Origin of the sequence: Ensifer sp. (assembly GCF_035999185.1) — a bacterium.
Lineage (GTDB): Bacteria > Pseudomonadota > Alphaproteobacteria > Rhizobiales > Rhizobiaceae > Ensifer.
In genome coordinates this window covers 247,354-260,211 of record NZ_DASYHB010000205.1, presented here as the reverse complement: position 1 = coordinate 260,211, position 12,858 = coordinate 247,354, and the positions used below count along the sequence as shown (strand labels likewise).

Sequence of the window (12,858 nt, the reverse complement as noted above, 5' to 3'; positions counted from 1 at the left end):
CAATATCCATACAATGAAGATTTGAGGTATTGCTATGGCGGATGCGCGAACTGAAATTTCTTGGCAGCCCTCGATCCGAAAATCTGACGGGCCGCTCTATATCGCCATCGCCGATGCCATTGCCGCAGATATCAGCGAAGGGCGCCTTTCCGAAGGCATGCGCTTGCCGCCACAGCGCGCGCTTGCGGGTGCGCTCGGCATAGACTTCACCACGGTCAGCCGTGCCTACAATGAGGCGCGACATCGTGGCCTTGTCGAAGGTCGGGTCGGTCAAGGGACGTATGTCAGGGCCCGGCGGCCACGAGCCGCGCGCTTGACAACCGGCGGCATCGTCGACATGAGCATGAACCTGCCGCCGCTCATCAACGATCCCGCACTGGCCGCGAAGCTCTGGGACGACATGGCGGCATTGCAATCCGATCATGGGCTTGAGCTCCTGATGCGTTATCAGGCGCCCGGCGGTTCAATGCACAATCGCGCTGCCGGTGTCGAATGGCTCAAGCCCCGCCTCGGTCATCTTCCGTTGGAGCGTGTGGTGGTGTGCGCCGGCGCGCAAGGGGCGCTGCTTGCGATCGCCAGCAGCCTGGCAAAAGCGGGCGAGACGATCTGTGCCGAGGCGATCACCTATCCAGGACTGCGCGCACTTGCGGCGCATCTCGGCATCAGGCTTCAAGGCATTGCCATGGATGGCGAAGGCCCTATTCCAGAAGCGTTTGAGGAGCTATGCACACGAGAGACGCCGAAAGCGCTCTATTGCAATCCGACGCTTCACAATCCGACAACGACGACACTTTCCATCGAAAGGCGCCACGCGATCGTCGCGATTGCAAGGCGGCATGGTGTTCCAATCATCGAAGACGATGCGTATGGCGCGCTTCCAAAACTGGCGCCGCCGCCGCTGGCCGCACTTGCGCCCGATCTCGTCTACTATGTCGGGGGCCTTGCCAAATGCCTGTCACCCGCCCTGCGCATCGCCTATCTCGTTGTCCCGGATAGCCGCAGTCCGGTCCAGATGGAGGGCGCAATCCGCGCGACCGTCGGCATGGCCTCGCCGCTCGCGGCGGCAGTCGCTGCACGCTGGATAGAGGACGGCACGGCGGACGCCGTTCTTGCGGAGATCCGCCGCGAGACTGCGGCGCGACAACAGATTGCCGCCGAACTTCTCGCCACCAACGTTGCGCGGACGGATCCGCATGCGTTTCACGTCTGGCTGCAACTGCCGCATCCGTGGACGCGCGGCGAATTGAACGCACGGCTGCAGGCGGCCGGTATCAGCGTCGTGGCGAGTGACGCGTTCGCGCTCGGCGTGCCGCCGGAGGCTGTGCGCATCGGCCTTGGTGCGCCGAAAACGCACCCAGACCTGCGGCGCAGTCTTTTGACGATCACCGACCTCATCGGCCAGTCCCCAATTGCCTCCAGCCTCGTCGTCTGAGTGACGTCTGGGCGAAATTGTCGCAGCAATGTATGCATACAATAAATTGACAATGTATGTTTTTCAGCGCCTAATCTGAACAGGCCTGGGGCGGCGCAGTGCAAAGGCTGCCGCGGATCCAGGCATTGTCGGCGCCGTTTCGAGCGCCAAGCAGGACGCCTGAAAGGAACGAAAATGTCTTCGGATAACGAATGGCCGCCGATCTCGCCCATGCAAACCGGTCTGCGCGGCCGGTGCCCGCGGTGCGGGCAGGGACACCTGTTCAGCGGATTCTTGAAGATGCGTGCGGAGTGCGAAGTCTGTGGCCTCGACTATTCCTTCGCTGACCCGGCAGACGGCCCCGCATTCTTCGTGATCTGCTTTGCTTGCGTGCCGAGTGTTTTTCTCGGCGTCTGGCTCGAGGTCCAATACAGTGCACCGCTTTGGGTGCATCTGCTCGTCACCGGCCCCTTCATGTTGTTGACCTGTATTCCGCCACTTCGCCCCTTGAAGGGCTGGCTGGTCTCGAGTCAGTTCTTCTACAAGGCCGAAGAAGGCAAGGTCGTCAGGCGCAACGTTGATACTACTGTCACAACAACACAGTAAGGCCTGCTTCGGCCCTCATGCCGATCCACTCGCCGTCACCATACCCCTTAAAAACAATAGCGCCGCCAACTGTTGATAGTTGACGGCGCCTTCACCGGAAGCCTTTCTTCTCAAAGGCAGCCCTACGTAGGATAAAGAATATCTGGCGTCAACGCGCAAACTGTGAAGATTTATTCGGGAGAAAATCGTCATACAGGAACTTCGCATTTAATATTGTTCGGATTTATTACTTTCTTTTTTTAGTGTTTTTTATTTTAGAAATATATGCGTGTTGCGATTTCGCAACAATTTATTGCAATTGTCGCCAGTAAATCGCCGAAGCGCGTTTGTTGCATGACTGTCGTGTTTTTTATGCTAGCGGTGTGGCCGCTGCCCGCTGCGAGTCATCGTTGCCGGTTCATTTCGTAGCAGCGCGAGCGAGGTAGCCGATAAATCTCTGGGGGGACACCAGGGGGCGTGCCTTGTTGACCTTGATAACAAAAGAGAGATCGATCGCATGAATATCAAAAGCCTTCTTCTCGGCTCCGCTGCTGCTCTCGCAGCAGTTTCCGGCGCCCAGGCAGCTGACGCAATCGTCGCAGCCGAGCCGGAGCCCATGGAATACGTTCGCGTTTGCGACGCTTTCGGCACTGGCTACTTCTACATCCCGGGCACCGAAACCTGCCTCAAGATCGGCGGCTTCATCCGCTTCCAGACCTCCTTCGGTCCGAACGAAGTCAACGGCCGTCAGGGCTGGGGCAACGCCGGCACGTCTGACTGGGATTCCTTCTCGCGCGCTTACATCTCGTTCGACGCCAAGAGCGACACCGAGTACGGCACGCTCACCGGCTTCTTCGCTGCTGAGTTCAACGCCGACAACGACACCGACGCTGGCGACAGCCGCATCGACGTTGATGAAGCCTACATCCAGCTGGGTGGCCTCAAGGCCGGCTTCTTCTACAGCTGGTGGGATAAGGGCCTGAACGGCGAATCCGACTCGATCGGCAACGTCACCGAATTCAACTCGATCGCCTACCTCTACGACGCTGGTTCGTTCCAGGCCGGTATCGCGGTTGACGAACTCGAAGGCACCTCGACCAAGTCGAACGGCGTTGGCGTTGAAGCCATCGTTTCGGCTTCGCTCGGCGGCGTTTCCTTCGACCTGCTCGGCGGTTACGACACGGAAGTTGAAGAAGGCGCAATCCGCGCTCTGCTCTCGGCTGACCTCGGCCCGGGCACGCTCCAGGTTGCTGGCGTCTGGGCTTCCGACCCGAACGCTTACTGGAACGCTTCCGAGTGGACCGTTGCTGCTTCGTACGCCTTCAAGGCAACCGACAAGCTGAAGATCACCCCCGGCGGTCAGTACTGGAGCGATCTGCGCGTCGGCAACACCTTCGACAGCGGTCTCGACAAGTGGCGCGCTGGCGTGACGCTCGACTACGCGATCACCGAAGGTCTCGCGACCCGCGTTTCGGTTCAGTACAACCAGGAAGACCTGACGGCTACGACCGACCGCGACTACGTTTCGGGCTTCGTACGTCTGCAGCGTAACTTCTAATCTGACGATAGTCGGATGAAGGAAACCCGCAGCTTCTTCCGAAGCTGCGGGTTTTTCTTATGCTAGTAAGGTAAATGGCTTGAGATTGCTTGCGTTGAATTTCTTGCGGTCCGCGCAATCTAGTTCTGAGCACGCCGATCTGGTGCCTCACGTCCGTGATCACCGGTCCGGCCGTATCAAAGACCGTAACCCAAGTGGAAACGTCTCGCCTCAGAACCAGCCTAGGGCCAGGGGTGACGGCGGTCACAATGGTGGCATGGCGGGTAATCGGCGCTGACGCGTGCGATGGGTCGCGTCGCCTACCCGGGTCGACCTTTCGCAAGCGCACGCAAAAAGCCCGCCACTTCTTTCGAGTCGCGGGCATCTCTATTGCCAGAACCAAGTCTGTGGCAGGTCGCGGTTACGGCTAGCTAGCCGGTGTTGGTTCGCCCAGCGACAGCATCAACCGGTTTGCCCAGTTGAAGAACGCTGCTCCGTGGATGACGTCGGCAATCTCCAGTTCGTCCAGGCCGGCGGCCGCCAACCGGGCGATATGGTCCTCGGTGAAGACGGGCGGCGTCGCTGTCAATGCGACCGACGCGGCGACGATCGCATTCCAGCGCTCGCCGAGGTCGGCGTCAACGCCTTCGTCGAGCAGTCTTTGCACGTCTTCGCCCCGCTTGGAGTGATGCGTGGCGAAACGCGAATGAACGGACGCGCAGAAGATGCAACCGTTGAACCGCGATGCTGCCGTCGCCGCGAGTTCACGCTCCGCACGCGGCAGGCCCGAGCGGGTGTTGTAGAAGATGTCCTTGTCCGTCTTCGTGCGCGCCTCAAGCACTTCCGGATCGCGCACCAGCAGGCGGAAATATGGCGACTTTGCACGCGCGGCCTCGACCAGCCCCTTGAGGTGCCGCTCGGTCAGGTCGTCCTCGCCCAAGGGGGGCAGCCATGGCGTCCAGCCGATTTCATCCTGGGTAAAGGCAACCGGCGGATTGGCGACTGTGGGGGTAATGGCACGTTCGGTCATTCACAAATCCTCTTTAAATCTTACGCTGCCGCGCGCTTCGTTGCTGTCGCCAGCAGGGAAAGACCGGCAATCACGCGAATCTGAAACGCAACGAAGGAAACCAGCTGCGACAGGGTAACGATGCCACTCGTTGTCCAGCCGGCGTCCAGCAAGACTTGAAGGGCCTGGGGATTTGCTTCGCGCAGGCGGAAAACCAACAGATGGGCATGCTCGAAAGCGGCCGTAAGCTTGGGGCCGAGCGCCTCGCGGCTGGCCGCCGAGACCTTGTAAATCGGTCCAGCCACATTCTCGGTGCTCAAGGGGCCATCCGGGTAGCTGCCATAGGGACCGGTTGCCCGCCCCGCCCCGATCTCCGCCTTCAGCAGTTCGACGAGCCAGCGACCGGCGACACTTTCCTCAAGCGTGTTCACGTAGAAATCAAAGACGTCGGGCTGACGATGAAGGCCGGCAACAAAACTCGCCACGGCGTGTCGTTCCGTGAGCGATACGTCACCGAACTCCTCCGGTTGAAACAGTGCAAGATAGCTCTTCTGCGCCTGTTCGCGGGTTTCCGGCCGTTGGGCGCGGATGCGGTCGAGTGCTGAGCCCGGCGAGATGCCGCTGAGCAGGTCGATGACATCGGGTGACGCGAGGGTCATGCTTCGTCTCCTTTGGTAGATGGCAATGTGCAAAGATCCGGCTGGATCCGATCTCAACCGACGGCCCCGAAACGGCGCGCATGGAATTTTTCCTGCGGTGCCCAGCCAAGCGCCGGCGCGACCTTGGTCGCGATGAGCTCAATCGATCGCAGGATCAACGGGTGCGGCGGATCGATGGAATGGACTTGGAACACCAGATCGGTGACCCGCTCCAGCGTCTCATCGGCGCTGAGGCTTTCGATGACGTCGTCCACCGTTCCGACGTGTACGTCGAAGGCGGCAATCAGATCGGCGAGAGAGGTACCGTTGACCCTGTGGCCGGCGGCAATCAGGCGCTCGGCCCCGCGGACAAGCCCAACCTCCGCAAGCCGCAGCGCTTCTGCGCGACTGTCTGCAACAAACAGACTTCGTGAACCGAGAATGCGTGGCGCCCGTGCCGACGGGAGTGCGTGCAGATAGGCGTCGATGATCGGGTTCTGCAGGTCTGCCAGAGACGCGTTCGGCTTATCGTCCGGGCGCGGCTGTGTTCGCGACAGCATCAGGCCGTCGCCCGCCCGGCCTGCGCGTTCGCCGCCCGCGACCGAGAAGGTCGCCTGCCAGATGCGGTTGAGCAATTGCGGTGCTGTGGGATAGAGGCGATCGCCGCCGGCAAGCCCCCGCCCCGCCCAGGCATCGAGGACGGTTTGCAGATGTCGGCCAAAAACTGCACCGCGGTCGGCGCTTTCCAGGCCGAAAGCGGTAAACGACGACGGCGTTCCGCCGGTTCCGAAGCCGACTTCCAGCCGCCCGCCGGACAGCAGATCGAAAACGGCAGCATCTTCGGCAACCCGGATCGGGTTTTCCAGCGGAAGCGTAATAACGCCGGTGCCAAGACGGATGCGCGTCGTCTCGGCCGCGACATGGGCGAGGAACACCAAGGGAGCGGGCAAACCGCCTTCGTCGGCGTGAAAGTGATGCTGGGCCACCCAGGCCGTATCGAAGCCGAAACGCTCGGCCGTCACGATCTGCTCCTTGGCATAGTAGTAACGCGTGCCCGGCGGAACGTCGTCGAGCAGCCGTGTGAAGAAGCCGAGGCGCTTGCGTGGGATCGTCTCTGTCATAGTCAGTCCTGTTTGTGGTTCCAGCGCGTCAGGCCGCAGCGCGGCGCGTTTGTCCGGGGATGGCGTTGATCAATTCGCGGGTGTATTCGCTGCGCGGAGCTTCGAAGACCTCGGAAACCGCCCCACCTTCGACAAGGCGCCCATCCTTCAGAACCGACACGGTGTCGGAGATCTGGCGGACGACGGCGAGGTCGTGGGAGACGAAAAGGTAGGTGAGGCCGAGGTCACTCTGAAGCTCGTCGAGCAGGTCGAGGATGCGCGCCTGGACGCTGACGTCGAGGGCGGACACAGCCTCGTCCAGAACGACCACTTGCGGATCGAGAACGAGAGCCCTCGCGATCGCGACGCGCTGGCGCTGGCCGCCGGAAAGTGCATGCGGCCGACGCAGCAGCGCGTCTGCGGGCAACCCGACCCGCGCGAGGATCGCCCTGGCTTTCTCGTCGCGCTCGGCGCGGGTAAGCCGCGAGAAGTTCAAAAGCGGTTCGGAGACGATTTGCAACACGCTCTGGCGCGGATCGAGGGAGCCGTAGGGATTTTGATAGACGAGCTGGATCTTGCGGCGAAATTGCCGAAGATCCTCGCCCTTCAGGCCGGAGATCTCGGTACCGTCGACCTCGATCCGTCCTGCGGTCGGCCTGTCGAAGCCGACAATGCTACGCATCGTTGTCGTCTTGCCGGAGCCGGACTCGCCGACGATTGCATGGGTCGTACCGCGGCGGACGCGAAAGCTCACGTCGTCCACCGCGCGAAGGCGCTCGCGACCGCCGTCCCGTAGGAATTCGCGGACCAGGCCTTCGACGACCACGACATCGTCCTCAGCGCGGCTATCCGGCAAGCGTGCCACAGCCGGCAATCTGGATGGCGCCGTGAAGGACGGTGCGTCCGCGAGCAGCTGCCGCGTATAGGGGCTGCGCGGTGCAGAGAGAACGGCAGCCGTTGCCCCCTGCTCCTGGATCCGGCCCTTTTGCAGCACGACGATCCGGTCAGCGCGGTCGGCCGCGACACCGAGATCGTGGGTGACGAGAAGCACGGATGTTCCATATTCGGTCCGCAATTCGTCGATGAGATCGAGAATGCGCTTTTGCACGGTGACGTCGAGTGCGCTCGTCGGCTCATCGGCAATGATCAGCTGCGGTTTCAGGGCGATGGCGATCGCGATCAAGACGCGCTGGCGCATGCCGCCTGAGAGTTCGTGCGGATATTGCTGCGCCCGCAGCGCAGGCTCGCTCAGGCCGACGCGGGCAAGAAGCGAAATGACGCGGTGATCGATTTCCTCTGAGCGCAAAGCGCCATGGATCCGAAAGATCTCGCCAAGCTGGGCGCCGATGGTCTTGACCGGGTTTAGCGAACTTCCGGGATCCTGCGGCACGAGGCTGATCTTTGCGCCGCGCACCGTGTCCAGCTGGCGGTCCGACCAGCGGGCGATATCGGTGCCGTTAAGCCTGATGCTGCCACTCTCAACCCGGCCGTTCGCCGCAAGCAGTCCCATGATCGATTGCGCGGTCGTCGTCTTGCCGGAACCGGATTCGCCGACGAGCGCCACGACTTCGCCGGGGTTGATGCGAAACGACACATCGTGCACGGCGCGCCTCTCGGCCTGACCGTCGCGATAGGCGATGGAAAGACCTTCGACCTCAAGGACCGGGGGAAGCGATTCAAGTACCACAGTCATGCTGGCGCCTTTCCGAACGATTGGCTGACGCGATTGGCGGCGAGCACGACGACCACCACGATGACGCCCGGGGCAGTTGTCAGCCACCAGGCCGTCGAGATATAGTTGCGGCCCTCTGCGATCAGCAGACCCCATTCCGGCGTCGGCGGCGGCGCGCCGTAGCCGAGAAAGCCGAGCGTGGAGATCTGCAGCACGGCTGATCCAAATTGCAGCGACGCGAAGGCGAGAACAGACGTCAGCGAGTTCGGCAGGACATGGCGCCATAGAACCGAAGCAAATGTGCCGCCGCTGCCGAATGCAGCTTCGACATAGTCACTGCGGCGAACACGCACGACCTCGGCACGTGCGAGCCGGGCAAAGCCTGCAACCGAAGTGACGCCAACCGCAATCGCGGCGTTTACCGTGCCGAAGCCAAGCAGGATGATGATGCTGAGCGACAGCAGCAGCGGCGGTATCGACAGGAGTACGTCGACGACGCGCATGATCGCATCGTCAAAGCGACGTCGGACCGAGCCGGCAAGCACGCCAAGGCCAGTGCCGACCACGAGACCAAGTCCGACAGCGACGAAGGCGCCAGTCAGCGAGTGGACAGCGCCATAAACGATGCGCGCGTAGAGGTCCCTACCGAGGGCGTCGGTGCCAAGCAGATGTTCGGCGCCGGGCCGTTTCAGCTGCGCGCCACCGATGCCTTCAATCGGGTTGTAGCCGGTAAAAAGCGATGGCGCGACGGCCCAAAGGAGCGCTATGCCGAGGATAAGCCAGGACAGAGCCAGCCCTAAAGGCGCGCGGCGCAAACGCGTTGCCGTGTCTGCTCGCCATCCGCCTTGCCGGTTCGCATCCGCGGCAGCTTCGTTGTGAAGCGTATCGAACGTTGTCATGCGGCAACTCCAGCTTTTGTCCTGAGGCGTGGATCGAGCACCGGATAGAGGAGGTCCACGACAAGATTGATGATCACGAAGGCGAGCGCCGAAATCACGACAATGGCTTGAAGCACTGCCGTGTCCTGGCTGCCGACGGCGCGCTCGGTGAGGCCGCCGATGCCGTTCAGCCCGAAGACGGTTTCGGTCACGACGGCTCCGGCAACGAGTTCACCGAAGAGCACGCCGGCAATGGTCAGCGTCGGCAGAAGAGCGTTCTTGGCCACGTGCCGCCAGAGCACCCAGAACCGTGTCGCGCCTTTCGCGCGCGCGACGACGACGAAGGGGCGCGTCATCACGTCGTCGATATTGCGCACCAGCACCTGGGCAAGTGGTGCCGAGATCGGCACGGCGAGCGCCATGACGGGCAGAATCAATTCCTGCCACGGAGCAGGATTGATGACCGGTACAAGCTTGAGGCGGAAAGAGAATATTTGGATCAGCATGATCCCGAGCCAGAACGTCGGGACCGAAATGAAGAGCGACGGGATCGATTGCAACGCGCCACGCAGCCAGGCGAAACGGGTGAGGCTGGAGACAAATGCAATGAGGATCGCCAGAACGCCGGCCAGGAGGAAACCGAGGGTCGCAAGTTTCAGTGTCGCGGGCAGATGCGCAGCAAGCAGGGTACCAACCGGAACGCCGGCCTGAACCGAATAGCCAAAATCACCGGTCAGAAATTTGCCGATCGTGCGCACGTATTGCACCACGAACGGGCTATCGACGGCGTAGGACGCGCGGATTTCGGCAACCTGCGCGGCGGTTAGGCCAAGGTCGGGGTTCTGGAACTTGATGAGGACCGCGTCGCCGGGCATCGCCTGCAGAAGGACGAATGAGACCGTGAAGGCCGCCCACAGGACAAATAGGGCCTGCGCGACACGATTGAGCAAATAGGCGGACATGATCCGTTCCTCTGCGGCGGATTTCAGGAATGGCGGCCGCCTGATTGCGGCGGCCGCCGGATCGATCAGTGTTCTGCAAGCCAGGTGCTGTAGAAGCTCGGCCGGCCAACAGCCTCGAACGCGACACCCTGGACATAGGGAGCTCCGGCATAGGCCTGCGGCTCCTCGAAGATCGGGATCGCGTAGGCCTGGTCGACCACGTAGTCCTGGATTTCGCCGGCAATCGCCAACCGCTTCTGCCGATCCGGCTCCGAGGCCAAGGCTTCGAGCAGACCGTTCAGCTTTTCGTCGACGAAGCTCTGCACCTTGTCGCTGAGCCCGCCCTTCTGGCGCAGCATGTCTCGGTTCTTCGGATAGTACTGGCTCTTGATGACATCCGGGTCGGCTCGACCGACCATGGCCGGCGACACCGGCGTCTTCAGCGGATCGAGATCGTCGACAGTCTTGCTGCCGCTGTCGCCGGCGAGCACGCTCAGCTTCACGCCGACCTTGCCCCATTGCTGCGCGACCAGTTGCAGCGTTTCCTTGTTCTGCGGTTGCGGCAGCGACTCGTACGCCGTCAGCACCAGTTCCCTGCCGCCCTTTTGACGGAGACCATTTGCGCCGACCGACCAGCCGGCCTCGTCGAGCAGGGCTTTCGCCTTTTCAAGATCGAAGGCGAGCTTGGCCGAAACATCCTTGTAGCCGAGTGCTGACGACGCGATGATCGATGTCGCCTGCGGGTAGTTGGCCGAGAACAGCGTCGTTACGATCTCCTTGGCGTCGGTCGCATGCAGCAGCGCCTGACGCACTTTCACGTCGGCCACCAACGGGTTGTCCGGACGGAAGACGACGCTGTTGTTCACGCCGCGCGTCGACGGAGCGTAGATCTGGTAATCCTGGGCCTCGACTTGGCTCTCGTCATAGGCCTGCACCTGCCGGATGAAGTCCGCTTGCCCTGCGAGCAGCGCGCCGATCCGCACACTATCTTCGCCGGTAATGATATACTTGACGCCGTCGAGATAGGCACGGCCTTGATGTTCAAGCTTTGCCGGACCCCAATTGTATTCCTCTCGCGCCTTGAGGTTCAGTTCCTTGCCGATCGTTTCACTCTCCACGACGAAGGGACCGGAGCCGATGATCTTCGTCGCGTCGCCGAGCTGTTCGAACGGAAGTGCAAGCGTGCTCGCAGCAACAAGGCCGGATCCGATGACCGACGTACCCTGCAGGAAGCCCGGAGACGGTTTCTTGAAGTAGAATTTTACGGTCAGCGGATCGATCACTTCGCTGCGCTCGTAATTGTTGATGACTTCGGAAACCGGTTGCTTCAGTGCCTTGTTGCCAAGTCCGAAGACATCATAATTCCTGGCGACGGCGGCTGCGTCGAGCGGCGTGCCATCCGAGAACGTGACACCCGGCCGGATCTTGAACGTATATGCCGTCGCATCCGCGTTGACCGTCCAGGACTCGGCGATCCACGGCTCGATCTCGAGCGTCTTCGGGTTCTGATAGGTCAGCTTGTCCGTGATCTGGTTGAGGATGCCGCCGTTCGGATAGAAGCCGCCGGCCGGCGGGTAGAGGTTGGTGTGTGCCTGCTGTTCCAGGTAGATCAGCGTGCCGCCCTTGACCGGTTCATTTGCCTGCGCATGAGCGCCGGGGAGCGCCAGACCGGACGTTGCGATCGTCGCCAGTGCGAGAGCCAGCCGTTTCAGTTTCGTCGTCATGAGTGCCTTCCTTCGAAAATCTGGAGGCTATCGTACGAATGCAGGCGGCGTTATCAATTAAATCTAGTAAATTAATATGCTATATGTTTCGGCCGGATGGAAAGAAGCATCTAGCGCATCGCATCGGCTGAGATATTTGTCCCCACCCGTGTTTTTCCCACTGAATTCGGTGGGTGCGGGGCAAAGGCGTTTGTGGAAAGAAACACACTGATAACCACCGCCACACACGCGACACGGACACGTGCTTGATTGCGCGCGGCATTGACAACATTGTCATGATCCGTTGAAAAATCTCGGCAATTCCTTTGAACCTCCCAAGGATCGTAAGCATCATGGAAAGCAACAAAGTCCTCGTGGTCGGCGGTGCCGGCTACATTGGCTCGCACACCTGCCTCGAACTCGCCAACAAGGGGTTTGAGCCCGTTGTCTATGACAACCTGTCGAACGGCCACGAGGAATTCGTCAAATGGGGCGTGCTTGAAAAAGGCGACATCCGCGATCGCAAGCGCCTGGACGAGGTACTTGCCCGCCACAAGCCCCGCGCCATCCTGCATTTTGCCGCGATGATCGAGGTCGGCGAATCCGTGAAGGATCCGGTCTCTTTCTACGACAACAACGTCATCGGCACGCTCACCTTGCTGTCGGCTGCCCTTGCCGCTGGTGTCGAGGCGTTCGTGTTCTCATCGACCTGCGCCACCTATGGCTTGCCGGAGAGCGTACCGATCGACGAACAGCATCGCCAGGCGCCTATCAACCCTTATGGCCGCACCAAGTGGGTGTGCGAGCAGGCGCTGAAGGATTACGGACAATACAAGGGCCTTCGCTCGGTAATCCTGCGCTATTTCAACGCCGCCGGTGCGGATCCGGAAGGCCGCATCGGCGAATGGCATGAGCCCGAAACGCATGCCATCCCGCTTGCGATCGATGCAGCTCTTGGCCGCCGCCAGAGCTTCAAGATCTTCGGAACCGACTATGACACGCGTGACGGCACCTGCGTGCGCGACTACATCCATGTGCTCGATCTTGCCGATGCGCATGTGCGCGCGGTCGAACACCTGCTTGCAGGCGGCGACAGCGTCGAACTCAATCTCGGCACGGGTACGGGCACGACCGTCAAGGAACTGCTGACGGCGATCGCCGATGTTTCCGGACGTGAGTTCCAGGTCGATCTCGTCGACCGTCGCGAGGGTGACTCCACGACGCTGGTCGCCAACAACGACAAGGCGCGCGATGTCCTCGGCTGGGTGCCGAAGTACGATCTCACCGACATCACCCGCACGGCCTGGAACTGGCATTCGCGCCGCAACCTCGGCGCCTGAGTTTCGGTGATACCCGGTGCGGCCGCCAAGTGCCGCACCGGGGC

11 protein-coding genes are annotated in these 12,858 nt (G+C 61.4%); 4 read left to right on the top strand and 7 right to left on the bottom strand.

Features of this window, described 5'->3' with window-relative positions:
- The first annotated feature begins 34 nt into the window (after positions 1 to 34).
- From VGO04_RS28715 to VGO04_RS28705, 3 genes are all read left to right on the top strand, one after another.
- A complete protein-coding gene (locus VGO04_RS28715; protein WP_327499367.1) occupies positions 35 to 1,432 on the top strand; it encodes a PLP-dependent aminotransferase family protein in 1,398 nt (465 codons plus the stop codon).
- A gap of 174 nt (positions 1,433 to 1,606) precedes the next feature.
- Positions 1,607 to 2,017 (top strand): DUF983 domain-containing protein, encoded by a 411-nt coding sequence (locus tag VGO04_RS28710; RefSeq protein ID WP_327499366.1) that lies wholly within the window; start codon positions 1,607 to 1,609, stop codon positions 2,015 to 2,017.
- A gap of 496 nt (positions 2,018 to 2,513) precedes the next feature.
- Positions 2,514 to 3,554, top strand: coding sequence for a porin (locus tag VGO04_RS28705; RefSeq protein WP_327499365.1), 1,041 nt, complete (start codon positions 2,514 to 2,516; stop codon positions 3,552 to 3,554).
- A 406-nt stretch (positions 3,555 to 3,960) separates the two neighbouring features.
- Here VGO04_RS28705 and VGO04_RS28700 read toward each other — a convergent pair whose 3' ends face one another.
- The 7 genes from VGO04_RS28700 to VGO04_RS28670 all read right to left on the bottom strand — a co-directional run bounded on the left by VGO04_RS28700 (position 3,961) and on the right by VGO04_RS28670 (position 11,495).
- Entirely contained in the window at positions 3,961 to 4,563 is a 603-nt protein-coding gene (locus tag VGO04_RS28700) for an alkylhydroperoxidase domain protein (RefSeq protein WP_327499364.1), read from the bottom strand.
- Positions 4,564 to 4,583: 20 nt separating this feature from the next.
- The gene (locus VGO04_RS28695) at positions 4,584 to 5,201 is read right to left on the bottom strand and encodes a CMD domain protein (protein ID WP_327499363.1); all 618 of its coding nucleotides are present in this window, start codon (positions 5,199 to 5,201) and stop codon (positions 4,584 to 4,586) included.
- A 53-nt stretch (positions 5,202 to 5,254) separates the two neighbouring features.
- Positions 5,255 to 6,301: a putative FMN-dependent luciferase-like monooxygenase gene (locus VGO04_RS28690; protein ID WP_327499362.1), complete on the bottom strand. Its 1,047-nt coding sequence runs from the start codon at positions 6,299 to 6,301 to the stop codon at positions 5,255 to 5,257.
- Between the two features lie 28 nt (positions 6,302 to 6,329).
- Positions 6,330 to 7,973: an ABC transporter ATP-binding protein gene (locus VGO04_RS28685; RefSeq protein WP_327499361.1), complete on the bottom strand. Its 1,644-nt coding sequence runs from the start codon at positions 7,971 to 7,973 to the stop codon at positions 6,330 to 6,332.
- The gene (locus tag VGO04_RS28680) at positions 7,970 to 8,851 is read right to left on the bottom strand and encodes an ABC transporter permease (RefSeq protein WP_327499360.1); all 882 of its coding nucleotides are present in this window, start codon (positions 8,849 to 8,851) and stop codon (positions 7,970 to 7,972) included. Before VGO04_RS28680 ends, VGO04_RS28685 begins: the two co-directional genes overlap by 4 nt.
- Positions 8,848 to 9,792, bottom strand: a complete 945-nt coding sequence (locus tag VGO04_RS28675) for an ABC transporter permease (protein ID WP_327499359.1) — start codon at positions 9,790 to 9,792, stop codon at positions 8,848 to 8,850. Before VGO04_RS28675 ends, VGO04_RS28680 begins: the two co-directional genes overlap by 4 nt.
- Before the next feature lie 65 nt (positions 9,793 to 9,857).
- A complete protein-coding gene (locus tag VGO04_RS28670; RefSeq protein WP_327499358.1) occupies positions 9,858 to 11,495 on the bottom strand; it encodes a TIGR04028 family ABC transporter substrate-binding protein in 1,638 nt (545 codons plus the stop codon).
- Positions 11,496 to 11,827: 332 nt separating this feature from the next.
- Between VGO04_RS28670 and galE the strand changes: the two genes are divergently transcribed.
- Positions 11,828 to 12,814, top strand: coding sequence for a UDP-glucose 4-epimerase GalE (gene galE, locus VGO04_RS28665; protein ID WP_327499357.1), 987 nt, complete (start codon positions 11,828 to 11,830; stop codon positions 12,812 to 12,814).
- The last annotated feature ends 44 nt before the right edge of the window (positions 12,815 to 12,858 follow it).